General features: G+C 47.2%; 20 protein-coding genes. 17 read left to right on the top strand and 3 right to left on the bottom strand.

Annotated features, from left to right (window positions below):
* The first annotated feature begins 25 nt into the window (after positions 1-25).
* The 9 genes from purC (at position 26) to purD (ending at position 9840) form a co-directional block, all read left to right on the top strand.
* Complete coding sequence (gene purC, locus AC0DBE_RS14905; RefSeq protein ID WP_014112915.1) at positions 26-751, top strand: phosphoribosylaminoimidazolesuccinocarboxamide synthase; 726 nt, start codon at positions 26-28, stop codon at positions 749-751.
* On the top strand, positions 744-998 hold the full coding sequence (purS, locus tag AC0DBE_RS14900) for a phosphoribosylformylglycinamidine synthase subunit PurS (protein ID WP_014112916.1): 255 nt from the start codon (positions 744-746) through the stop codon (positions 996-998). Before purC ends, purS begins: the two co-directional genes overlap by 8 nt.
* Complete coding sequence (gene purQ / locus AC0DBE_RS14895) at positions 995-1678, top strand: phosphoribosylformylglycinamidine synthase subunit PurQ (RefSeq protein WP_114150855.1); 684 nt, start codon at positions 995-997, stop codon at positions 1676-1678. Before purS ends, purQ begins: the two co-directional genes overlap by 4 nt.
* A complete protein-coding gene (gene purL, locus AC0DBE_RS14890; protein ID WP_072181555.1) occupies positions 1662-3890 on the top strand; it encodes a phosphoribosylformylglycinamidine synthase subunit PurL in 2229 nt (742 codons plus the stop codon). Before purQ ends, purL begins: the two co-directional genes overlap by 17 nt.
* Entirely contained in the window at positions 3866-5296 is a 1431-nt protein-coding gene (gene purF / locus AC0DBE_RS14885) for an amidophosphoribosyltransferase (RefSeq protein ID WP_014112919.1), read from the top strand. The genes purL and purF overlap by 25 nt, the downstream gene beginning before the upstream one ends.
* A 100-nt stretch (positions 5297-5396) precedes the next feature.
* Positions 5397-6437: a phosphoribosylformylglycinamidine cyclo-ligase gene (gene purM / locus AC0DBE_RS14880; RefSeq protein WP_472962700.1), complete on the top strand. Its 1041-nt coding sequence runs from the start codon at positions 5397-5399 to the stop codon at positions 6435-6437.
* The gene (gene purN / locus AC0DBE_RS14875; protein ID WP_087987790.1) at positions 6434-7021 is read left to right on the top strand and encodes a phosphoribosylglycinamide formyltransferase; all 588 of its coding nucleotides are present in this window, start codon (positions 6434-6436) and stop codon (positions 7019-7021) included. The genes purM and purN overlap by 4 nt, the downstream gene beginning before the upstream one ends.
* Positions 7018-8556 carry a bifunctional phosphoribosylaminoimidazolecarboxamide formyltransferase/IMP cyclohydrolase gene (gene purH, locus AC0DBE_RS14870; protein WP_472962698.1) on the top strand — a complete coding sequence of 513 codons (1539 nt, stop codon included), beginning with the start codon at positions 7018-7020 and terminating at the stop codon, positions 8554-8556. Before purN ends, purH begins: the two co-directional genes overlap by 4 nt.
* A 15-nt stretch (positions 8557-8571) precedes the next feature.
* Positions 8572-9840, top strand: coding sequence for a phosphoribosylamine--glycine ligase (purD, locus tag AC0DBE_RS14865; protein WP_014112923.1), 1269 nt, complete (start codon positions 8572-8574; stop codon positions 9838-9840).
* A 38-nt stretch (positions 9841-9878) separates the two neighbouring features.
* Here purD and AC0DBE_RS14860 read toward each other — a convergent pair whose 3' ends face one another.
* Positions 9879-10301, bottom strand: coding sequence for an Lrp/AsnC family transcriptional regulator (locus AC0DBE_RS14860; protein WP_014112924.1), 423 nt, complete (start codon positions 10299-10301; stop codon positions 9879-9881).
* A 143-nt stretch (positions 10302-10444) separates the two neighbouring features.
* Here AC0DBE_RS14860 and AC0DBE_RS14855 point away from each other — a divergent pair, with 143 nt between their 5' ends.
* Positions 10445-11719, top strand: coding sequence for an APC family permease (locus AC0DBE_RS14855; protein WP_472962695.1), 1275 nt, complete (start codon positions 10445-10447; stop codon positions 11717-11719).
* A 14-nt stretch (positions 11720-11733) separates the two neighbouring features.
* Here the strand turns inward: AC0DBE_RS14855 and AC0DBE_RS14850 are convergent, their stop codons facing one another.
* Positions 11734-11967: a YgaP family membrane protein gene (locus AC0DBE_RS14850; protein WP_014112926.1), complete on the bottom strand. Its 234-nt coding sequence runs from the start codon at positions 11965-11967 to the stop codon at positions 11734-11736.
* Between the two features lie 129 nt (positions 11968-12096).
* Here AC0DBE_RS14850 and AC0DBE_RS14845 point away from each other — a divergent pair, with 129 nt between their 5' ends.
* From AC0DBE_RS14845 to AC0DBE_RS14835, 3 genes are read left to right on the top strand one after another with little or no spacing between them, the layout of a single operon-like run.
* Positions 12097-13839 (top strand): adenine deaminase, encoded by a 1743-nt coding sequence (locus tag AC0DBE_RS14845; protein ID WP_472962694.1) that lies wholly within the window; start codon positions 12097-12099, stop codon positions 13837-13839.
* Positions 13840-13865: 26 nt separating this feature from the next.
* Positions 13866-14861, top strand: a complete 996-nt coding sequence (locus AC0DBE_RS14840; RefSeq protein ID WP_014112928.1) for a DUF3048 domain-containing protein — start codon at positions 13866-13868, stop codon at positions 14859-14861.
* Positions 14862-14863: 2 nt separating this feature from the next.
* Positions 14864-15178 carry a YerC/YecD family TrpR-related protein gene (locus AC0DBE_RS14835; RefSeq protein ID WP_003219429.1) on the top strand — a complete coding sequence of 105 codons (315 nt, stop codon included), beginning with the start codon at positions 14864-14866 and terminating at the stop codon, positions 15176-15178.
* Between the two features lie 37 nt (positions 15179-15215).
* Here the strand turns inward: AC0DBE_RS14835 and AC0DBE_RS14830 are convergent, their stop codons facing one another.
* Complete coding sequence (locus AC0DBE_RS14830; protein ID WP_461845904.1) at positions 15216-16793, bottom strand: FMN-binding glutamate synthase family protein; 1578 nt, start codon at positions 16791-16793, stop codon at positions 15216-15218.
* Between the two features lie 245 nt (positions 16794-17038).
* Here AC0DBE_RS14830 and pcrB point away from each other — a divergent pair, with 245 nt between their 5' ends.
* The 4 genes from pcrB to AC0DBE_RS14810 all read left to right on the top strand — a co-directional run bounded on the left by pcrB (position 17039) and on the right by AC0DBE_RS14810 (position 23242).
* Positions 17039-17725, top strand: a complete 687-nt coding sequence (gene pcrB, locus AC0DBE_RS14825) for a heptaprenylglyceryl phosphate synthase (protein ID WP_072565878.1) — start codon at positions 17039-17041, stop codon at positions 17723-17725.
* Positions 17726-17786: 61 nt separating this feature from the next.
* Complete coding sequence (pcrA, locus tag AC0DBE_RS14820) at positions 17787-20006, top strand: DNA helicase PcrA (protein ID WP_472962691.1); 2220 nt, start codon at positions 17787-17789, stop codon at positions 20004-20006.
* A 23-nt stretch (positions 20007-20029) separates the two neighbouring features.
* Complete coding sequence (ligA, locus tag AC0DBE_RS14815; protein WP_461719730.1) at positions 20030-22036, top strand: NAD-dependent DNA ligase LigA; 2007 nt, start codon at positions 20030-20032, stop codon at positions 22034-22036.
* A 15-nt stretch (positions 22037-22051) separates the two neighbouring features.
* Entirely contained in the window at positions 22052-23242 is a 1191-nt protein-coding gene (locus tag AC0DBE_RS14810; protein ID WP_014112934.1) for a CamS family sex pheromone protein, read from the top strand.
* Positions 23243-23289: the final 47 nt, after the last annotated feature.

Below are 23289 nucleotides of genomic sequence, written 5' to 3'. Positions count from 1 at the left end.
CAACATTCGGGTTAGGAGGCCTTCCGTGAATATTGTGAAGAATGAACTTTTATACGAAGGAAAAGCAAAAAAGATCTACAAAACCGATGACGAAAACACGCTGTACGTCGTGTATAAAGACTCCGCCACTGCTTTTAACGGCGAGAAAAAAGCAGAAATCAGCGGAAAAGGGCGCTTAAATAACGAGATTTCAAGCTTAATTTTCAAACACCTTCATGCTAAAGGCATTAACAACCACTTTATCGAGCGTATTTCGGAAACAGAGCAGCTCATTAAAAAGGTAACGATTGTGCCGCTTGAAGTCGTAGTCAGAAATGTGGTAGCAGGAAGCATGTCCAAACGTCTCGGCATTCCAGAAGGTACAGAGCTTGAACAGCCGATTATCGAGTTTTACTACAAGGATGACGCGCTGGGTGATCCGCTTATCACAGAAGATCATATTTGGCTCTTAAAAGCGGCAACTCCTGAGCAGGTAGAAACCATTAAGTCCATTACAAAAACAGTAAATGAAGAGCTTCAAGCCATTTTTGATGATTGTCATGTCAGATTAATAGATTTCAAGCTTGAATTCGGTTTAGATGCAGACGGGCAAGTGCTTTTGGCGGATGAAATTTCACCTGACACATGCCGCTTGTGGGACAAAGACACGAACGAAAAGCTGGACAAAGATTTATTCAGACGCAATCTGGGAAGCTTAACCGACGCATACGAAGAGATTTTCAAAAGACTGGGAGGCATTCATCATGTATAAAGTAAAAGTTTATGTCAGCTTAAAAGAAAGTGTACTAGATCCACAAGGGAGCGCTGTCCAGCATGCCTTGCACAGTATGACTTATAACGAAGTTCAAGATGTGCGCATCGGAAAATACATGGAGCTTACCATTGAAAAATCTGACCGTGATCTTGACGTCCTGGTAAGAGAAATGTGCGAAAAACTTCTTGCGAATACAGTGATTGAAGATTACAGATACGAGGTTGAGGAGGTAGTCGCACAGTGAAATTTGCGGTGATTGTGTTACCCGGCTCCAACTGTGATATCGATATGTATCATGCTGTAAAGGATGAGCTCGGCCATGAAGTGGAATACGTCTGGCATGAGGAAACAAGCCTTGACGGCTTCGACGGCGTGTTAATTCCGGGAGGATTTTCTTACGGCGATTACTTGAGATGCGGCGCTATCGCCCGATTTGCGAATATTATGCCAGCTATCAAACAGGCGGCCGCTGAAGGAAAACCTGTTCTTGGCGTCTGCAACGGATTCCAGATTTTACAGGAGCTTGGCCTTCTGCCAGGCGCAATGAGACGCAACAAAGATTTGAAGTTCATTTGCCGTCCGGTTGAATTAATTGTACAAAACGATGAAACATTATTCACATCTTCCTACGAAAAGGGCCAATCGATTACAATCCCGGTTGCCCATGGTGAAGGAAATTTCTACTGTGATGACGAAACGCTTGCTTCATTGAAAGAAAACAATCAAATTGCTTTCACATACGGCTCCAATATTAATGGAAGTGTCAGCGACATTGCCGGTGTCGTGAATGAGAAAGGCAACGTATTAGGCATGATGCCTCATCCTGAGCGCGCGGTCGATGAACTGCTTGGAAGCGCCGACGGTCTTAAATTGTTTCAGTCTATCGTGAAAAATTGGAGGGAAACTCATGTCACTACTGCTTGAACCAAGTAAAGAACAAATAAAAGAAGAGAAAATGTATCAGCAAATGGGTGTCAGTGATGATGAGTTTGCATTGATTGAATCCATTCTTGGCAGATTGCCGAACTACACAGAAATCGGAATTTTTTCTGTCATGTGGTCAGAGCATTGCAGCTACAAAAACTCAAAGCCGATTCTGCGTAAATTCCCGACAAGCGGAGAGCGTGTGCTGCAAGGTCCGGGGGAAGGCGCCGGAATCGTTGACATCGGTGACAACCAAGCGGTTGTGTTCAAAATTGAATCACATAACCACCCATCAGCTCTCGAACCTTACCAAGGCGCTGCGACTGGCGTAGGCGGCATTATCCGTGACGTTTTCTCAATGGGTGCCCGTCCAATCGCTGTATTGAACTCTCTTCGATTTGGTGAACTGACTTCACCGCGCGTGAAGTACTTGTTTGAAGAAGTAGTAGCGGGTATCGCCGGATACGGCAACTGTATCGGCATCCCGACAGTCGGCGGAGAAGTGCAGTTTGACAGCAGCTATGAAGGAAATCCGCTCGTCAACGCAATGTGCGTCGGTTTAATCAACCATGAAGACATCAAAAAAGGCCAGGCGAAGGGTGTCGGCAACACAGTAATGTACGTAGGAGCGAAAACGGGGCGTGACGGAATCCACGGCGCTACGTTTGCATCTGAAGAAATGTCTGATTCGTCTGAAGAAAAGCGCTCTGCTGTTCAAGTCGGCGATCCGTTTATGGAGAAGCTTTTGCTTGAAGCATGTCTGGAAGTCATCCAATGTGATGCGTTAGTCGGCATTCAGGATATGGGAGCTGCCGGTTTAACAAGCTCAAGTGCGGAAATGGCAAGTAAAGCCGGTTCTGGTATTGAGATGAATCTTGACCTGATCCCTCAGCGTGAAACAGGCATGACTGCGTATGAAATGATGCTTTCTGAATCACAGGAACGGATGCTTTTGGTCATCGAGCGTGGACGTGAGCAGGAAATTATCGATATTTTTGACAAGTACGAACTTGAAGCGGTTTCTGTCGGACGTGTAACAGATGATAAAATGCTTCGCCTCACACACAAAGGTGAGGTTGTATGTGAGCTGCCTGTTGATGCCTTGGCAGAAGAAGCTCCGGTTTACCACAAGCCATCTCAAGAACCAGCATACTACCGTGAGTTTTTAGAGACGGATGTTCCGGCTCCCCAAATTGGTGATGCGAATGAAACGCTGATGGCCCTCCTCCAGCAGCCGACGATTGCAAGCAAAGAGTGGGTTTACGATCAGTATGACTACATGGTGCGGACGAATACCGTTGTCGCTCCTGGGTCTGATGCGGGTGTTCTCAGAATCCGCGGAACGAAAAAGGCGCTGGCGATGACGACAGACTGTAACGCGCGTTATCTTTATCTCGATCCTGAAGTCGGCGGGAAAATTGCTGTCGCTGAAGCGGCGCGCAACATCATTTGCTCAGGCGCAGAACCGCTTGCAGTCACAGATAACCTTAACTTTGGAAACCCGGAGAAACCGGAAATCTTCTGGCAGATCGAAAAAGCGGCTGACGGCATCAGCGAGGCGTGCCGTGTTCTCAGCACACCGGTTATCGGCGGAAACGTATCGCTTTATAACGAATCAAACGGCACGGCGATCTACCCGACACCTGTTATCGGCATGGTCGGCTTAATTGAAGATACAAAACACATTACAACACAGCATTTCAAACAAGCGGGAGATCTCGTATACGTGATTGGCGAAACAAAACCTGAGTTTGCCGGAAGCGAGCTGCAAAAAATGACAGAAGGCAGTATTTACGGAAAAGCACCGCAAATCGATCTTGATGTAGAACTGTCACGCCAAAGAGCATTGCTTGATGCGATTAAAAAAGGCTTTGTTCAATCTGCGCATGATGTGTCTGAAGGCGGCTTAGGCGTAGCGATTGCAGAAAGTGTCATGACGACGGAAAATCTTGGCGCGAACGTGACTGTTGAAGGGGAAGCAGCATTATTATTCTCTGAATCTCAATCCCGCTTCGTCGTTTCAGTGAAAAAAGAACATCAAGCAGCATTTGAAGCAGCTGTGAAAGATGCAGTTCATATCGGTGAGGTAACAGCTGATGGTCTTCTGGCGATTCAAAACCAAGACGGACAACAATTGATTCATGCGCAAACGAAAGAGCTTGAGCGCGCATGGAAAGGAGCTATCCCATGCTTGCTGAAATCAAAGGCTTAAATGAAGAGTGCGGCGTATTTGGGATTTGGGGACATGAAGAAGCCCCGCAAATCACGTATTACGGACTCCACAGCCTCCAGCACCGAGGACAGGAGGGTGCGGGCATTGTAGCGACTGACGGTGAAAAACTGACGGCGCACAAAGGCCAAGGGCTGATCACTGAAGTGTTTCAAAATGGCGAGCTCAGCAAAGTAAAGGGAAAAGGCGCAATCGGGCACGTTCGGTATGCGACGGCTGGAGGCGGCGGATACGAAAATGTACAGCCGCTCCTCTTCCGTTCCCAAAACAACGGCAGCTTGGCGCTTGCTCATAACGGAAACCTTGTCAACGCCACTCAGCTGAAGCAGCAGCTCGAAAATCAAGGGAGCATTTTTCAAACCTCTTCGGACACAGAGGTTTTGGCTCACCTGATCAAAAGAAGCGGCCACTTCACGCTGAAGGATCAAATTAAAAACTCGCTTTCCATGCTGAAAGGTGCATACGCATTCCTGATCATGACCGAAACAGAAATGATCGTCGCGCTTGACCCAAACGGGCTTAGACCGCTATCCATCGGCATGCTGGGCGACGCTTATGTGGTCGCATCAGAAACATGCGCATTTGATGTCGTCGGCGCAACGTATCTTCGTGAGGTAGAACCGGGCGAAATGCTGATCATCAATGATGAAGGCATGAAATCAGAGCGATTCTCTATGAATATCAACCGGTCCATTTGCAGCATGGAGTACATTTATTTCTCAAGACCTGACAGTAACATTGACGGCATTAACGTGCACAGTGCGCGTAAAAACCTTGGGAAAATGCTGGCTCAGGAATCCGCAGTTGAAGCTGATGTCGTAACAGGGGTTCCCGATTCCAGTATTTCTGCGGCGATCGGGTATGCAGAAGCAACAGGCATCCCGTACGAGCTGGGCTTAATCAAAAACCGCTATGTCGGCAGAACGTTTATTCAGCCGTCCCAGGCTCTGCGCGAGCAAGGCGTCAGAATGAAGCTATCAGCGGTGCGCGGGGTTGTGGAAGGCAAACGCGTCGTTATGGTAGATGACTCTATCGTGCGAGGAACAACAAGCCGCCGGATTGTCACGATGCTCAGAGAAGCGGGTGCAACAGAGGTGCATGTGAAAATCAGTTCACCGCCGATCGCTCATCCGTGCTTTTACGGCATTGATACGTCCACACATGAAGAACTGATCGCATCTTCCCATTCTGTTGAAGAAATCCGTCAGGAAATCGGGGCGGACACCCTCTCATTTTTGAGTGTGGAAGGGCTCTTGAAAGGCATCGGCAGAAAATACGATGACTCTAATTGCGGACAGTGTCTCGCTTGCTTTACAGGAAAATATCCGACTGAAATTTACCAGGATACAGTGCTTCCTCATGTAAAAGAAGCAGTATTAACCAAATAAAACTTGAAAATGACATAAAGGCAGCGCAGTTCGGCTGCCTTTCTCTTTCTGCCCTCGTTCGGGGAGATATTTTGAAAAGCGCCTTAAAGGAGTGAATAGGATGTCTGAAGCATACAAAAACGCAGGAGTTGACATCGAAGCCGGATATGAAGCTGTAAAACGAATGAAAAAACATGTGGAGCGCACAAAACGGCTTGGCGTTATGGGCAGCCTCGGCGGTTTTGGCGGCATGTTTGACCTGTCTGAGCTTTCTTATCAAAAACCTGTTTTAATTTCGGGAACGGACGGTGTCGGCACCAAATTAAAGCTCGCTTTTTCCATGGATAAGCATGACACGATTGGGGTTGACGCTGTTGCGATGTGTGTCAATGATGTGCTGGCACAAGGCGCAGAGCCGTTGTTTTTCCTCGATTATTTAGCGGTCGGCAAAGCGGACCCTATGAAAATTGAGCAGATCGTACAAGGTGTAGCGAACGGCTGTGAGCAATCAGGTTCAGCCTTAGTCGGCGGCGAAACGGCTGAAATGCCGGGACTCTATACAGCCGATGAATACGATATTGCCGGTTTCTCAGTCGGAGTGGCAGAAAAGGACGAAATCGTGACTGGAGAAAACATCAAAGAGGGCCATCTTTTGATCGGCCTTAGCTCCAGCGGCCTTCACAGCAACGGATTTTCCCTTGTGAGAAAAGTGCTTCTGGATGATGCGGAGCTGGATCTTGATACAACATACGAACCGTTTGACCGCCCGCTTGGCGAGGAACTGCTTGAACCGACAAGAATTTATGTGAAGCCTGTGCTTGCCGCGGTGAAAAGCGGAAAAGTCGACGGCATGGCACATGTGACAGGCGGAGGATTCATCGAAAATATCCCTCGTATGCTTCCGGAAGGCTTAAGTGCGGAAATCGATCACGGCTCATGGCCGATTCCGCCGATTTTCTCTTTCCTGCAAGAGTACGGCAAGCTGAAGGAAGAAGACATGTTCAACGTCTTTAATATGGGCATCGGCTTTGTTTTGGCAGTCAAAGAAGAGCATCTGACAGATGTGATCGGAACGCTTGAAAACCAAGGCGAAAAAGCCTATTTGATCGGGCGTGTGAAACAAGGCGAAGGCGTCACATTCGGCGGTGCGGCACTTTCATGAAAAAGTTTGCGGTATTTGCATCAGGAAACGGTTCAAACTTCGAAGCCATCGTCACGCGTTTGAAAGAGGAGAACTGGGATGCGTCCGTATCGCTCCTCGTTTGCGACAAACCGCAGGCGAAAGTCATCGAACGGGCGGAAACATTTCAAATTCCATCCTTTGCATTTGAGCCGAAGTCTTATGAAAACAAGGCCGCATTTGAACGGGCCATTATCGAACAGCTTCATCTTCACAATGTTGAATTGATTGTTCTTGCCGGTTATATGAGGCTGATAGGTGATACGCTGCTTCAGGCATACGGAGGAAAAATCATTAACATTCACCCGTCACTTCTTCCGGCGTTCCCTGGGATCGACGCAGTCGGACAGGCGTACCGCGCGGGTGTGAAGGTGGCCGGAATCACCGTGCATTATGTCGATGAAGGAATGGATACAGGCCCGATCATCGCTCAAAAGGCAATCGAAATTGACGAACATGAGACATTGGAAACAATTGAACAGCGGATTCACAAGCTTGAGCATAAATGGTATCCGAGTGTAATTAAACAGCTATTAGGATTAAATAACAGAGGTGAAAAGGCATGACCATTAAACGTGCATTAATCAGTGTTTCAGATAAAACAAATCTCGTTCCTTTCGTAAAAGAATTAACAGAGCTTGGCGTTGAAGTGATTTCAACAGGCGGAACGAAAAAGCTTCTTCAAGAAAACGGTGTGAATGTCATCGGAATTTCTGAAGTGACAGGCTTTCCTGAAATTATGGACGGACGGCTCAAAACACTTCATCCGAATATTCACGGCGGTCTTCTAGCAGTTCGCGGCAATGAAGAGCATATGGCGCAGATCAATGAACACGGGATTCAGCCGATTGACCTCGTTGTCGTCAACCTCTATCCATTTAAAGAAACGATTTCTAAAGAAGATGTCACATATGAAGAAGCGATCGAAAATATCGACATCGGCGGACCGGGCATGCTGCGTGCGGCATCAAAAAACCATCAGGACGTGACGGTTATCGTTGATCCAGCGGATTACAGCCCAGTGCTGAATCAAATCAAAGAAGAAGGCGGCGTATCCCTTCAGAAAAAACGCGAGCTGGCGGCAAAAGTATTCCGTCATACTGCGGCATATGATGCACTGATCGCTGACTATCTGACAAACGTTGTCGGTGAAAAAGAACCAGAACAATTCACTGTAACATTTGAGAAAAAACAATCGCTTCGCTACGGAGAAAACCCGCATCAGGAAGCAACATTCTATCAAACAGCACTTCCTGTTAAAGGCTCCATTGCGCAAGCGGAACAGCTCCACGGCAAAGAGCTTTCTTACAACAACATTAAAGACGCGGATGCGGCAGTTCAAATCGTCCGTGAATTCACTGAGCCTGCTGCGGTTGCCGTGAAGCATATGAATCCGTGCGGCGTTGGAACAGGGAAAACAATCTCAGAAGCGTTTGACAGAGCGTTTGAAGCGGATAAAACATCTATCTTCGGCGGCATTATCGCGCTGAACCGTGAAGTGGACAAGGCAACTGCCGAAGCGCTCCACAACATTTTCTTAGAAATCATCATTGCGCCTTCATTCAGCCAAGAAGCGCTTGATATCCTGACTGCGAAGAAAAATCTTCGTCTGCTGACACTTGATGTGACAGCTGCCGTTCAAAAAGAAAAACAGTTGACATCCGTTCAAGGCGGTCTGCTGATTCAAGATTTAGATATGCATGGCTTCGATGATGCTGAGATCAGCATTCCGACAAAAAGAGAACCGAACGAGCAAGAGTGGGAAGACTTGAAGCTTGCTTGGAAAGTCGTAAAGCATGTGAAATCAAATGCGATCGTTCTTGTGAAAGACAACATGACAGTCGGCGTAGGAGCAGGCCAAATGAACCGCGTCGGATCAGCGAAAATCGCCATTGAGCAAGCAGGTGAAAAAGCGAAAGGCAGCGCACTTGGATCTGATGCATTTTTCCCAATGCCGGATACTGTTGAAGAAGCGGCAAAAGCAGGCGTTACGGCTATCATTCAGCCGGGGGGATCTGTACGTGATGAGGATTCCATCAAAAAAGCGGATGAGTACGGCATTGCCATGGTATTCACCGGCATCAGACACTTCAAACATTAAGGGGATGAAAACGACGTGAATGTATTAATTATCGGTAAAGGCGGAAGAGAGCATACGCTGGCATGGAAGGTGGCGCAAAGCAGCCTCGTCGAGAACGTATTTGCCGCTCCTGGAAATGACGGCATGGCAGCTTCCGCACAGCTTGTAAACATTGAGGAAAGCGACCACGCCGGGCTTGTCTCGTTTGCAAAAGAAAATCAGGTCGGCCTGACCATTGTCGGCCCTGAGGTTCCTTTAATTGAAGGTCTGGTGGATGAATTCGAAAAAGCGGGTCTGCGCGTGTTCGGCCCGTCAAAAGCCGCGGCGATCATCGAAGGAAGCAAACAGTTCGCTAAGGATTTAATGAAGAAATACGACATACCGACCGCAGAATACGACACGTTTACATCCTTTGAAGAGGCGAAGGCATATGTGCAGGAAAAAGGCGCTCCGATTGTCATAAAAGCAGATGGACTTGCGGCTGGAAAAGGCGTTACAGTTGCCATGACAGAGGAAGAAGCGATTGCATGTCTGCATGATTTTCTTGAGGATGAGAAGTTCGGTGATGCGAGCGCGTCCGTTGTTATTGAAGAATTTCTGTCCGGTGAAGAGTTTTCTCTAATGGCATTCGTCAAAGGAGAAAAGGTGTATCCAATGGTGATTGCCCAGGATCACAAGCGGGCGTTTGACGGAGACAAAGGCCCCAATACGGGCGGAATGGGCGCTTACTCTCCAGTTCCGCAAATTTCGGAAGAAATGATCCGCCATGCTGTAGAAACCATCGTCAAGCCCGCTGCAAAAGCAATGGTGCAAGAAGGCCGTTCCTTCACTGGCGTTTTGTACGCGGGATTGATGCTTACTGAAAACGGCTCGAAGGTCATCGAATTTAATGCCCGTTTCGGCGATCCGGAAACACAGGTCGTGCTTCCGCGCATGGAATCTGATCTGGTACAGGTGCTTCTTGATCTTTTGGATGATAAGGAAGTTGACTTAAGATGGAAGGATACCGCGGCTGTAAGTGTTGTGCTTGCTTCAGAAGGGTACCCGGAAAGCTATGCAAAAGGCACGCCGATCGGCAGCCTTGCAGCGGAAACTGAGCAGGTTGTGGTCTTCCATGCCGGAACGAAAGCAGAAGATGGAGAGTTCGTCACAAACGGGGGCCGCGTCGCCAATGTGACGGCTTTTGATGAAACGTTTGAAGCGGCGAGAGACCGAGTGTATAAAGCCGTTGATGAGATCATCAAGCCCGGACTCTTTTTCAGAAAAGACATTGGGGCACGCGCTTTAAAGGCTGCTCAAAAATAAAATGATGAAAACCCGCAGATTGAGCTGCGGGTTTTTTATTATACAAAAGCGGGGTGGTGAGCGGAAGAAGAAAGTACAACCAGCGTGGTCGGTTTTCCGTGCGCCATCGAGGCATCAATAAAATCTTCAAGCGTATGTACCGATTCTGTCACCACTTTTGTTACATAGCTGTACATCCCTGTAATGCGGTGATTTTCTGCCACATCAGGATGCGCTTTTGCAAAGGCGGCGTAGTGCTTGCAGCTTTTCGGCTCCATTAGGATAAAAGCCGTAACATGCTTGTTTAGTTTTTCGTAACAGATATTCGCGCTATAGCCGGTAATCACTCCTTTGTCTTCCAGCTTCCTGACACGTTCCGCCGCGCTTGGCGAGCTGAGGCCGACGAGCTTTCCCAGCTCAACCATCGTTAATCTGCCATTTCGCTGCAAATGCGAGAGAATGTGAAGATCTGTATCGTCCATTTGTCTGGCTCCTTTACATGTTTAAGCGAATTCGTGAAAATTCCTTTTATCATAAGGTAATGCTGTTGATTTAACTTAATTGTAGCATATGGATGCCGTCTTATTTTTCTTATAATAAAGCCATCAACGGGAGAGGAGGAATCATGTTGCCAGAATTGCAGCGTTCGATCACTTGGATACAAGGGACGGCATTAACGATTGGGGCCGTTTTAGGCTGCGGGATATTAATCCTGCCGTCTGTCACTGCTGACGCAGCCGGTCCAGCTTCTTTATTTGTTTGGGTGTTCATGTCTTTCTTATCTTTTCTTCTTGTCGGCACACTGGCCCGGCTTGTGAAAATAGCACCCAGCGCGGGAGGAATTACGGCTTACGTGCAGCTGGCTTTTCAGAAAAAAGTCGGAGCGGTTTTGGGCTGGATCATGTTAGGGTCCGTTCCAATCGGCGTTCCCGTCATCGCTTTGACTGGCGCGCATTACGTCAGTTACGTTACAGAGGCTTCGGATTGGCAGATTACTTTGATTGCATGCTGTATGCTGGCTGTCTCTATTTTGCTTCATATGAGAGGCATTCAACTATCTGCGAACATCAGTACACTCGTCATTTGTGTCATCGTGTTTCTGCTTGTCACTTCTGTTGCCGTGTCACTGCCTCACGTTAAATCAGCAGAATTCGAACCGTTTCTTCCGCATGGCTGGTCTGCCGCGGGATCTGTTTCAGTTATGATTTTTTTCTCTTTTGTAGGCTGGGAAATGATTACCCCATTGGCTGAGGAATTTCATCATCCTGAAAAAGATGTTCCAATCAGCTTGTTCTTGGGAGCGGCTTGTGTGGCAGGGCTGTATATCATGCTGTCATTTGTGACGGTGGGGACTCATTCATATGGAGAGAATGGAGAAATCGCATCGCTGGCCATGCTCATCTCAAAAGGAGCCGGGGAAAGCGGAGTATATGTAACGGTATGCTTAGCACTGTTTATCACATTCTCCACCATTCATGCCAATATTGCGGGTTTTTCCAGAATGGTGTACGCCTTGGCGAGAGAGGGGCACATTCCTGTATATTTCGGGAAACTCAGTGAGGCAAAACATACGCCTATCCGTGTATTAACAGCGCTTGCCGCAGTGTTTGGCTTAGTGCTTGGGGCATATGGCTTGTTTCAAATCGATTTGACAACTCTGTTAAAAGGGCCGAGTGCGGCATTCATCGCATCTTACATATGTACAATGGCGGCAGCCATGAAGCTGCTGAGCTGGCGAGATTCAGGCTGGTGGATGGCATTCGGGGCGTTTGCGGCGTGCGCAGTGATTTACTCTTTCAGCGGCTGGGCACTCCTTTATCCGGCAGCACTGGCAGCTGCAGGCTACCTCTATATGAAGACAAAGGAATGCCGTGAGAAAAAGCTTGATCACGTTTCGTGAGCAAGCTTTTTTGTTTATCTGTTTTGATGCTCCTGTTCGTTATTGCCGGAAGCGCTGTTTTGAACCATGTAGGTCACAGGGCAGAAGCGCAAAATTCCCGAACCTGCTTTCAAGGCCCCCATAAAGATGTAAAAGAGGTGCATTCTGCACCAAGGCTTTTTTGTAAACTTTGCGCTGGCGGCTGACATAATCGTCAGTCCGCAGGCGATTCTGAAGACGGCATTAACGAGACTGATGTTTGGTTTCATGGAAATCCGCTCCTTTTCACTTAAAAAAATTTTTTAATTGAACCTTCAAAAATTTGTAACGTTTTAACCGTGCGTGATGAGGAAGGATGTGATAACATGAGTCTAATACATGTAAAGGAGAGTATGTGAATGTCCGAACGCACCTTTAACTGGAAAAACAAAGACATCAGGGCACAGGTTGATGTTGTAGACTCAAAGCTGCTTCCAACGCTCCTTTTACGGAATGCTCTCGTCTTAAATCCATATGTAAAACAATGGCTGAAAAAAAACATTTGGATTTATCAGGACCGCATTGTTTATGTGGGTCATGAACTTCCGAATAGAGCCGAAGAAATTCATACGATTGATTGTGAAGGAAAATACATTGTGCCAGGGTATATCGAACCGCACGCACATCCTTTTCAAATATATAATCCCCAAACGCTGGCGGAATATGTGTCTCAATACGGAACAACGACATTTGTGAATGATAACTTATTTTTGCTTTTACAAAGCGGAAAAAAGAAAGCGCTTACCATTTTAAATGAACTCAAAAAGCAGCCTGTTCAATATTTTTGGTGGTCACGCTATGACCTCCAGACCGAGGTTCTGAATGAGGATCACGTTCTTCCGTTTGATGTCAGAAAGCAGTGGATTGAACATCCGGATGTGATTCAAGGCGGAGAAATGACCGGGTGGCCTCGTTTGGTAGATGGTGATGATTTAATGCTTCACTGCATGCAAGCTACAAAGAAGCAGAGGAAACGCATTGAAGGGCATTTTCCCGGCGCTTCAGATAAAACGCTTACGAAAATGAAGCTGTTCGGAGCGGATTGTGATCATGAAGCGATGACAGGTGATGAAGTGATGAGAAGGCTGGAACTAGGCTACTATGTTTCTCTTCGGAACTCTTCCATTCGCCCTGATGTAAGAAAAATCTTGCAGGAGCTGCATGAGAAGGGTTTCCGCTATTATGACCATTTCTTTTACACGACAGATGGCGCGACGCCGAATTTCTATAAAGGCGGCATGACAAACGAGCTGATCCGCATCGCGTTAGAAGAAGGAGTTCCGGCAATCGATGCCTACAATATGGCATCATTTAATATCGCAAAGTATTACCAAATGGATGATTATTTAGGAGTGGTCGGACCGGGAAGACTGGCATCGCTAAATATACTTGAAGATCCGTTAAACCCGAATCCCGTGACCGTTCTGTCAAAAGGGACCATCCTTCGTGAAGACGGCTGTGATTTGAAGGCGTTTACAAAGACGGGTTGGAGCAAAGGCGGTCTTGTCCCGCTTGAGCTTTCATATGATATGACGATGGATGATTTGCAGTTTTCCATGCCGATGGGCGTGAAAATGCGGAATGCGGTCATTATGGAGCCGTATATGATTGAGATCGACAATTCGATGGAGCAGCTCTCATTTGACCATGATGAAAGTTATTTGACGATGCTTGACAGACATGGGAAATGGCGCGTCAATACGATGATAAAAGGCTTTGCCTCAAGCGTGCAGGGATTTGTGAGCTCCTTTACGACGACAGGCGATATTGTCGCGATCGGAAAAAATAAAGCGGATATGCTGCTCGCTTTCGCCCGCATGAAAGAGATCGGGGGAGGAATCGTCCTTGCGGAAAAAGGGAACATTCTGCATGAAATTCCGCTTGCGCTGTGCGGCTGCGCCTCTTCGGAAGCGTATGAAGACGTGCTGGAGAAGGAACAAAAGCTGAGAGATCTTTTGACTGAAAGAGGCTACGAGTATTGTGATCCCGTCTATACGCTGCTCTTTTTGCAAAGTACGCACCTTCCGTATATACGCATTACGCCGAGAGGAATCTTCGACGTCATGAAAAAAACTGTACTCTTTCCATCGATAATGCGTTAAAATATAAAAGAGCGGGGAGCCGACATATGAAAAAATGGATGACAGGTTGCGTACTGTGTTTCGTGTTTTTTCTGCTGGTATCCTGCCAGCAGAAGGATGCTGTCCCGGATGCTGAAAAGAAGCTGAAAGCTCCTTTGACGGGACTGGAGACTGAACAGAAGGTGACTGAACGCCGGCCTGTTGCTGTTGTGGTGAACAATCACCCGAAGGCGAGGCCGCAATCAGGACTGTCTAAAGCCGACATTGTCATAGAAGCACTGGCCGAAGGGCAAATTACAAGATTTCTGGCCATTTTCCAAAGCCAGATGCCTGAAACTGTCGGACCTGTGCGAAGCGCGCGGGAATATTTCGTCACTCTCAGCAATGGCTTTGACAGCATATTTGTTCATCACGGCTGGAGTCCCGGCGCCAAAGAGCAGCTGGAATCCGGAGCTGCCGATTATATTAACGGATTGGATTTTGACGGAAGCTTATTTTGGAGAGCTGATTTTAGCAAACCGCCCCACAATTCCTACACGTCTTATGATTACATAAAAAAGGCGGCGGAACAAAAGGGATATGAGCTGAAGCGGGAAACAGATCCGCTACTGTTTCAAACATCAGAAGCAAAACCTGCAAATGAATCTTACAATGTTCGGGTAGATTATGGAACAAAGAACGTTACAAATCTTGTCGAATACAAATATGATAAAAAAGCTGAAGCTTATACAAGAAGCTCTGATGGTGTCATAACGACAGACCGGGAAACCGGAAAGCCGGTTGCAATGCAAAATATTTTCATTGTTGAAGCCAGCCATCATACTATTGATCAAGATGGAAGGCGGGACATCGACCTGGAATCAGGGGGCAAAGGTCTGTTGTTTCAGCACGGAAACGTTATTGAAACAGACTGGAAACAAGTAAACGGTAGAATTGTGCCGGTAAAAGACGGCAAATGGCTGCCGTTTGTGCCAGGAAAGACTTGGATTAATATCGTGCCTGATCTCGATGCGGCTTCCATTAGTAAAGGAGAAGGTGTGTAACGATGCAAATCGATAAATTACGCGGCAAAGAGCTGGACCAGTTATTCAACTCGATCTTATCGCTGAAAGACCTGGAGGAATGTTACCGGTTCTTCGATGATCTTTGCACAATTAACGAAATTCAATCGCTGGCTCAGCGTCTTGAAGTGGCGCGCATGCTTCGCGAAGGAAACACGTATCATAAGATTGAAACAGAAACAGGTGCTTCCACGGCTACGATTTCCCGTGTGAAACGCTGCTTAAATTACGGAAATGACGCTTATGAAATGGCGCTTGACCGTGTGAAGGAAACTGAAACTGAGTCTTCTTCTAAATGACAGAGAACCGCCCTGCCGTTCGGCATGGGCGGTTTCTTTATGAAACAAATTGGTGGATCAGTTTGTCGATGTCGACGATGCTGCCATCCTCTTTTCGATAGACAACATGCTCCTTGGAGAAGCGGACCGGCGAATTGATGCCCGCTGCGGCTGCAAGGTTAAACAGCCCCTCGCGCAGCGAAATGACGTAATTGCAGACACGATGCTGTTTTTCCTCAACGCTCAGTGCTTTTTGCAGTTTTGGATCTGTTGTCGCCACACCTGCCGGACAAGTGTTGGTGTGGCAGACGAGAGCGCGGATGCAGCCGACTGAAAACATCATGCCCCGTGCAATGTTGACAAAGTCAGCGCCGAGGGCTAAAGCGACCGCGATTTTGTCAGGAGTCAGGAGTTTCCCGGAAGCAAAGATTTTCAGCTGGCCGCGCAAGCCATATTGTCTAAGGAGCGTATCAACAATAGGCAGCGCTGTCATAATCGGTAGGCCGACTGTGTCAGCGAGCTCATAAAAGGAAGCGCCGGTACCGCCTTCGCTCCCGTCGATCGTGATAAAGTCTGGATGCTGTCCGCTTTTCTGCATATGGGAGAAAAGCTCGTGCAATTCGTCAGGATGGCCTGCAACAATTTTGATTCCGACTGGCTTTTGCCCGACATCTCTAAGTTTCTCAATAAAGTCGAGCATTTCGGGAGCGCTTGAAAATTCATAAAAGCGGTTCGGGCTGTCAATCGATTTCCCCGGTTCGACATTCCGAATGTCTGCCACTTCTTCTGATACCTTGGCGCCATCCACATGGCCGCCGCGGGTTTTCGCTCCTTGCGCCAGCTTCAGTTCAAAGGCTTTAATTTGGTCAAGCCTGCTTTTTCTTTTAAACTCCTCCCATGAAAATTCTCCGTTTCTTTTGCGCACGCCAAAAAGCCCCGGCCCGATTTGGCAAATGATATCGGCATTGCCCTTTAAGTGATACTCAGATAATCCTCCTTCACCGGTATTCATCCATGTGCCGCCTGCCTGATGAAGCCCTTTCGAGAGCGCCGTAATCGCCCGTTCTCCAAGGGAACCGTAGCTCATGGCAGACTGGCCGACTAATCCCTTCATATAAAAAGGCTTCTCGCATGTATGCTCACCGATCACCTGCACATCATCAGGGTGGAGAAAATACGGATCAGCCTTAATATGTTCGGGGTGTTCCTTGCGTTTGAATAGATTGTCAGCATCGATTTTATAGATTTGGGTTTCGATTTTAGGCGTTTGGTTTACATGCATTTCTTCTTTTTGTTTCGGAAAAAGAGCGTTACGGATATAAAAACCCGGTTTATCAAAATCTCTTACAGATCCAAAGCCCATCATTCTGCTTTTGTATTTGCCCGAGATGACGGTTTGTTCATATTCCTTTCGGGAAAAGGGCTGCTCCTCATTGTCATTGCTGTATAAATACTGCCTGAGCTCCGGCCCGATTTTTTCAAAGATATATCGAAACCTTCCGATGACGGGATAGTTGCGGAGAATCGAATGCTCCTCCTGTTTTTCATCCTTTATGTAGATCCATACAAACAAAACGATGGGGATGGCAATAATCCCGATAATAAATGCGATGAGTGCAATAATGATGGATTCCATCTGTCAGCCTCCCTTTTTATGTATCCATTTCCACAGTTGAACACTTTCCAAACAATAACAAAAGGGAATCTTTTGCCCAGACCTTGAAGCTATTGAAGGCTTTCTGGAGCTCTCTTTTTTATGGAAAAAGAATCAAAATACCTTTTTCAGTGAATAACGAGATTAACGGCTTTTTCCGTTTTTCCGCGCTAGGTGAATTTGTTATAATGTTTAAATGGTAACAAACGAATGGAGGAACGTATGACGTGTACGATGTAACGGAGTGGAAGCATGTCTTTAAACTCGATCCAAATAAAGATTTGCCTGATGAACAGCTGGAGATTCTTTGTGAATCAGGAACGGATGCGGTCATTATCGGAGGAAGCGATGGTGTGACAGAGGACAATGTCCTGCGGATGATGTCTAAGGTGAGACGGTTTTTGGTGCCGTGTGTCCTTGAGGTGTCAGCGATAGAAGCAATCGTTCCCGGCTTTGACTTATATTTTATTCCGAGCGTATTAAACAGCAAAAACACAGACTGGATTGTCGGAATGCACCAGAAAGCCATGAAGGAATACGGAGAACTGATGTCTATGGAAGAAATCGTGGCGGAAGGCTACTGCATCGCTAATCCTGATTGCAAAGCGGCGGCACTGACTGAAGCGGATGCTGATCTCAGTATTGACGATATTGTCGCCTATGCGCGTGTGTCTGAACTGCTGCATCTTCCAATTTTTTATTTGGAATACAGCGGCGTGCTTGGAGACATAGAAGCCGTGAAGAAAACGAAGGCTGTATTGGAAACGTCCACCTTGTTTTACGGCGGCGGCATCAAGGATGCGGAAACGGCAAAGCAGTATGCTGAGCATGCTGACGTGATTGTAGTGGGCAATGCGGTGTATGAAGATTTTGACCGTGCTTTGAAAACAGTAGCTGCTGTGAAAGGCGAGTAGTAAATTGTACGGATTTGGTTTATGATAGAACATATGTTTTGTATAGGCGGGTGAACAAATTTTGAATTATATTAGCAATCAATTATTAAGCGGATTAAACCCCGTTCAGCAGGAAGCTGTCAAAACAACGGACGGGCCTCTCTTGCTGATGGCGGGAGCGGGAAGCGGAAAGACGCGTGTCCTGACACACAGAATCGCTTATTTAATGGCGGAAAAGCATGTGGCGCCGTGGAACATTCTGGCGATCACATTTACAAATAAAGCAGCACGCGAAATGAAAGAACGTGTGGAAAGCATACTCGGACCGGGCGCGGACGATATCTGGATTTCCACATTCCACAGCATGTGCGTGCGGATCTTGCGCAGAGATATCGACCGGATCGGGATCAACCGCAATTTCTCCATCCTCGATACGGCAGACCAGCTTTCAGTCATCAAGGGGATTTTGAAGGAGCGCAATCTTGATCCGAAGAAGTTTGACCCAAGAAGCATTCTCGGCACAATCAGCAGTGCGAAAAACGAATTGACCGAACCGGAAGAATTCTCTAAAGTTGCAGGCGGCTACTATGATCAGGTTGTCAGCGATGTATACACTGATTATCAGAAGAAACTGCTGAAAAATCAATCGCTTGATTTCGACGACTTGATTATGACGACCATTAAATTGTTTGACCGTGTACCGGAAGTGCTTGAATTTTATCAGCGCAAATTCCAGTACATCCACGTCGATGAGTATCAAGATACGAACAGAGCCCAATACATGCTTGTTAAGCAGCTTGCAGAGCGTTTCCAGAACCTTTGCGTTGTCGGGGACTCTGATCAGTCGATCTACAGATGGCGCGGCGCGGATATCGCCAACATCCTTTCTTTTGAAAAGGATTACCCGAACGCCAGCGTGATTTTGCTTGAACAAAATTACCGTTCAACGAAACGGATCTTGCGTGCGGCTAACGAGGTCATCAAAAACAACTCAAACCGCAAACCGAAAAATTTGTGGACGGAAAACGATGAAGGCATCAAAATTTCTTATTACCGCGGAGATAATGAGTTCGGCGAAGGACAGTTTGTGGCCGGTAAGATTCATCAGCTTCACAGCTCAGGCAAGCGGAAGCTGTCGGATATCGCCATTTTGTACCGGACAAACGCGCAGTCCCGTGTGATTGAGGAAACGCTTCTCAAAGCAGGCTTGAACTATAACATTGTCGGCGGCACAAAGTTCTATGACAGAAAAGAAATTAAAGACATTCTCGCGTACCTGCGCCTCGTATCCAATCCAGATGACGATATCAGTTTCACGCGCATTGTCAATGTGCCGAAACGCGGAGTCGGTGCGACATCACTTGAAAAAATCGCTTCGTATGCGGCGATGAACGGCTTATCATTCTTCCAAGCCATTCAGCAGGTTGATTTTATCGGCGTCAGCGCCAAGGCAGCCAACGCGCTTGACAGCTTCAGGCAGATGATTGAAAACCTGACCAATATGCAGGATTACTTATCCATTACAGAGCTGACAGAAGAAATTCTTGATAAGACGGAATACAGAGAAATGCTGAAGGCTGAGAAATCAATCGAAGCCCAAAGCCGTTTAGAAAACATCGACGAGTTCCTGTCTGTTACGAAAAACTTTGAACAGAAAAGTGAAGATAAGACACTTGTTGCGTTTCTGACAGACTTGGCGCTGATTGCAGATATTGATCAGCTCGACCAGAAAGAGGAAGAGTCAGGCGGCAAGGATGCAATCACCCTGATGACACTGCACGCCGCAAAAGGATTGGAGTTTCCGGTTGTTTTCTTGATGGGGCTTGAAGAAGGCGTCTTCCCGCATAGCCGTTCATTAATGGAGGAAGCGGAAATGGAAGAAGAACGCCGCCTTGCTTACGTTGGGATTACAAGGGCGGAGCAGGAGCTTTATCTGACCAATGCCAAAATGCGCACCTTGTTTGGCCGAACAAATATGAACCCGGAATCTCGCTTTATTGCTGAAATACCGGATGATTTATTGGAAAACCTAAATGAGAAAAAAGAAACGAGAGCGCTGTCTGCGAGAAAAATGCAGCCGAGACGCGGCCCTGTTTCACGTCCGGTATCCTACGCCAGCAAAACAGGCGGCGACACCTTAAACTGGGCAGTGGGAGATAAGGCCGGCCATAAAAAATGGGGAACAGGAACTGTCGTCAGCGTGAAAGGCGAAGGAGAAGGGACGGAGCTCGATATTGCCTTCCCAAGCCCAGTCGGCGTGAAACGCCTGTTAGCAGCATTTGCTCCTATTGAAAAGCAGTAATTGAAGAGGAAAGGAAGAAGCAGATGGACAAAGAAACAGCGAAGCAGCGGGCAGACGAACTGCGCCGCACCATCAACAAGTATAGCTATGAATATTACACCTTAGATGAACCGAGCGTCCCTGATGCTGAATACGACAGATTGATGCAGGAGCTGATTGCGATCGAGGAGGAGCATCCAGACCTCAGAACACCTGACTCTCCTACGCAGCGTGTCGGCGGAGCCGTGCTTGAAGCGTTTCAGAAAGTCACCCACGGCACGCCGATGCTCAGTCTGGGCAACGCCTTTAATGCCGATGATCTTCGTGATTTCGACCGCCGGGTGCGCCAGGCCGTCGGCGACGATGTGGCGTATAATGTGGAGCTGAAAATAGACGGTCTTGCTGTTTCTCTCCGTTATGAAGACGGCTATTTTGTCAGAGGAGCCACAAGAGGTGACGGAACGACGGGAGAGGATATTACGGAGAATCTGAAGACGATCCGCAATATTCCGCTCAAAATGAAACGTGATCTGTCGATCGAAGTGCGCGGCGAGGCGTATATGCCGAAGCGTTCGTTTGAAGCGCTCAATGAGGAACGGATCAAAAACGAAGAAGAACCGTTCGCCAATCCGCGAAATGCCGCCGCGGGATCACTCAGACAGCTCGATCCGAAAATTGCAGCGAAACGAAACCTCGATATCTTCGTCTACAGTATAGCGGAGCTTGACGAGATGGGTGTGGAGACGCAAAGCCAGGGGCTTGATTTTCTCGACGAAATCGGATTTAAAACAAACCAGGAACGAAAAAAATGCGACAGCATAGAAGAAGTTATTGCACTGATCGATGAGTTTCAGGCTAAGCGCGCTGACCTCCCGTATGAAATTGACGGCATCGTGATTAAAGTTGATTCTCTTGATCAGCAGGAGGAGCTCGGTTTTACGGCGAAAAGCCCGCGCTGGGCCATCGCCTATAAATTTCCTGCTGAAGAGGTCGTGACAAAGCTTCTCGACATCGAATTAAATGTCGGCAGAACGGGTGTAATTACGCCGACCGCCATTCTTGAGCCGGTAAAAGTTGCCGGCACAACGGTCTCAAGAGCATCCCTTCATAACGAAGATTTAATTAAAGAGAAGGATATTCGGATATTAGATAAGGTCGTCATTAAAAAAGCGGGCGATATCATTCCGGAAGTCGTGAACGTCCTTGTTGAACAGCGCACAGGAGAAGAAAAGGAATTCAGCATGCCGACGGAATGTCCTGAATGCGGGAGCGAACTCGTCCGCATCGAAGGAGAAGTGGCGCTTCGCTGCATTAATCCTGAATGTCCGGCACAAATCCGGGAAGGGCTGATCCATTTCGTTTCCCGCAATGCCATGAACATTGACGGGCTTGGCGAACGAGTTATCACACAGCTGTTTGATGAGAACCTTGTCCATAATGTGGCGGATTTGTATAAGCTGACGAAGGAACAGGTCATCCAGCTCGAACGCATGGGCGAAAAATCCACTGAAAACCTGATTAGCTCCATCCAAAAATCAAAAGAGAACTCGTTAGAGCGCTTGCTATTCGGACTCGGCATCCGCTTTATCGGTTCAAAGGCCGCAAAGACGCTTGCCATGCATTTTGAAAGCTTGGAGAACCTGAAAAAAGCTTCAAAAGAGGAGCTTCTCGCAATCGATGAAATCGGTGAAAAAATGGCTGATGCGGTCATCACTTATTTTCATAAAGAAGAAATGCTTGATCTCTTGAATGAACTTCAGGAGCTGGGCGTAAACACACTTTACAAAGGCCCGAAAAAAGTAAAAGCAGAGGACAGCGATTCTTACTTTGCCGGTAAAACAATTGTTCTGACAGGAAAGCTGGAAGAACTGTCAAGAAACGATGCCAAAGCGCAAATCGAAGCGCTAGGCGGCAAGCTGACTGGAAGCGTCAGCAAAAACACAGACTTGGTCATCGCCGGAGAAGCGGCGGGAAGCAAGCTGACAAAAGCACAAGAGCTGAACATTGAAGTGTGGAATGAAGAACAGTTAATGGGAGAGCTAAAGAAATAAGAGGAGTGTTTTCTATTGAAAAAGACGTTGGCAATGGCGGCAACGGCGGCAGTGTTAATGCTGTCTGCCTGTTCGTCAGGTTTTGGGGGGGATAAGGAGGAAGAGATCACGCAAAAGACGGCGAAATCGTCAGAAAAAGCGATTGTCCCGAAATATAACATCTCTGACTCCTATTACAAAATGGTGCTGCCGTTTAAGGCAGGAAAAGCGCGCGGCTTAACTACGGAACAGCTGAATACAAGACTGGACATTGATGAGTTTGAAACAGGGCTGATGCGTCTTGCCCAAGATTCTTTCTCGACTGACGATTATCTGTTCCAAGAAGGACAATATTTAGATGAAGATACAGTATTAAGCTGGCTGGCACGGAAAAAAACAGGCTCTGATCTGAAAAAAGCCCAAAAAGAAGATAAAAACTTCAAAAATGAAGGCTTGAACCCAGCGCTTCCGAACTCCGGTTCAACAGAAGAAAAGAACGAAAACAGCCCGGTTTATTTAGCGTCCATGCTGGAGCACGATTATTTAGTCAGAAAAGACAAGAATTCCATCCAGCTTGGCGGCGTGATGATCGGGCTGGCATTAAACTCCGTGTATTACTATCGTGAAAAAACAGGCGACCCTCAAAAAGAAGTGGAGATTAAGGACAGCACGCTTCGCGAGCAGGGAGAAAAAATCGCACAAGAGGTCATTAACCGCCTCCGTAAAAAAGATAACCTGAAGAATGTGCCGATCACAGTCGCGCTCTATAAGCAGGCTTCAAAAACATCGATTGTGCCGGGGAACTTCATCGCCAAAACAGAAGTCAAAGCTGGCTCCACGGATATCTCAAACTGGGATGACATAAACGAAAAATATGTATTTTATCCGGCGGATACAACGACAGCAGAAAAATACCCGGATGACACCGAGGTCTTTAAGCGGTTCAAAAACGCAATTGAAGAATATTTCCCGAACTACACAGGCGTTGTAGGTACAGCGTTATATGAAAATGATGAAATGTCGAAAATGAAGATTGACATTCCAATGCAATTCTACGGAAAAAGTGAAGTTGTCGCGTTTACCCAGTTTTTAACGGGTGAAGTGATGGATTACTACTCCAAGAGCTCAGTTGATGTCGAAGTCAATATCACATCCTCAGACGGACAGGAAGCGGTCATTATCCGCAATGCCGGAGATAAAGAGCCGACTGTTCACATTTATGACTGATAAACAAAGCAGAACCCTTGTGCCAATATGGCGCAAGGGTTTTTTTA

It is taken from the genome of Bacillus sp. VA15, from assembly GCF_055721145.1.
Note: the sequence above shows the minus strand (reverse complement) of the source record. Positions and strands in the feature narration are given on the sequence as shown.

Excerpts from the sequence above, each read along its gene's own strand:
- purS (WP_014112916.1), top strand. The coding sequence starts at position 744 with ATGTATAAAGTAAAAGTTTATGTCAGCTTAAAAGAAAGTGTACTAGAT.
- purL (WP_072181555.1), top strand. The coding sequence starts at position 1,662 with ATGTCACTACTGCTTGAACCAAGTAAAGAACAAATAAAAGAAGAGAAA.
- purF (WP_014112919.1), top strand. The coding sequence starts at position 3,866 with ATGCTTGCTGAAATCAAAGGCTTAAATGAAGAGTGCGGCGTATTTGGG.
- purM (WP_472962700.1), top strand. The coding sequence starts at position 5,397 with ATGTCTGAAGCATACAAAAACGCAGGAGTTGACATCGAAGCCGGATAT.
- purN (WP_087987790.1), top strand. The coding sequence starts at position 6,434 with ATGAAAAAGTTTGCGGTATTTGCATCAGGAAACGGTTCAAACTTCGAA.
- purH (WP_472962698.1), top strand. The coding sequence starts at position 7,018 with ATGACCATTAAACGTGCATTAATCAGTGTTTCAGATAAAACAAATCTC.
- AC0DBE_RS14860 (WP_014112924.1), bottom strand. The coding sequence starts at position 10,301 with ATGGACGATACAGATCTTCACATTCTCTCGCATTTGCAGCGAAATGGC.
- AC0DBE_RS14855 (WP_472962695.1), top strand. The coding sequence starts at position 10,445 with ATGTTGCCAGAATTGCAGCGTTCGATCACTTGGATACAAGGGACGGCA.
- AC0DBE_RS14850 (WP_014112926.1), bottom strand. The coding sequence starts at position 11,967 with ATGAAACCAAACATCAGTCTCGTTAATGCCGTCTTCAGAATCGCCTGC.
- AC0DBE_RS14845 (WP_472962694.1), top strand. The coding sequence starts at position 12,097 with ATGTCCGAACGCACCTTTAACTGGAAAAACAAAGACATCAGGGCACAG.
- AC0DBE_RS14840 (WP_014112928.1), top strand. The coding sequence starts at position 13,866 with ATGAAAAAATGGATGACAGGTTGCGTACTGTGTTTCGTGTTTTTTCTG.
- AC0DBE_RS14835 (WP_003219429.1), top strand. The coding sequence starts at position 14,864 with ATGCAAATCGATAAATTACGCGGCAAAGAGCTGGACCAGTTATTCAAC.
- AC0DBE_RS14830 (WP_461845904.1), bottom strand. The coding sequence starts at position 16,793 with ATGGAATCCATCATTATTGCACTCATCGCATTTATTATCGGGATTATT.
- ligA (WP_461719730.1), top strand. The coding sequence starts at position 20,030 with ATGGACAAAGAAACAGCGAAGCAGCGGGCAGACGAACTGCGCCGCACC.